The organism is Lacticaseibacillus manihotivorans DSM 13343 = JCM 12514, from assembly GCF_001435035.1.
In the GTDB taxonomy this organism is placed as follows: domain Bacteria; phylum Bacillota; class Bacilli; order Lactobacillales; family Lactobacillaceae; genus Lacticaseibacillus; species Lacticaseibacillus manihotivorans.
The window spans coordinates 1-300 of sequence record NZ_AZEU01000228.1; the positions used below are offsets into that span (position 1 = coordinate 1).

The window sequence follows — 300 nt, forward strand, 5'->3', positions numbered from 1 at the left end:
GGATAACTTAGTGCGCGAGGCTGGACAAGAGCTAGACACGGTACGTGAAGCCGAGGCCAAGTACGTCACGGTGGAGGTAGACCGGCGAGCAATACCGCAACTGTTCATCGAAGGCGATGCCTTTGAGGTGGAGCTGAAGCATGGCACTCAGGTAATGGTTCATCGCGTCCAAATCAGTGAAGGCGTGACGCAGTCAGGCAAGCGGCACCAGTTGATCAACCGGCATAGCATCACCGGGCTGTCACACGAGAAGGTCTTTGATGAAGCCAGGTCATACATCGACCAGCACTACGATTTGCG

At 55.3% G+C, this 300-nt stretch carries 1 protein-coding gene; it reads left to right on the plus strand.

Annotated features, from left to right (window positions below; all coding sequences use genetic code 11):
* Nucleotides 1-300 (plus strand): UPF0236 family transposase-like protein (locus FD01_RS12040; protein WP_191981528.1); only part of this gene is annotated, 300 nt, incomplete at both ends.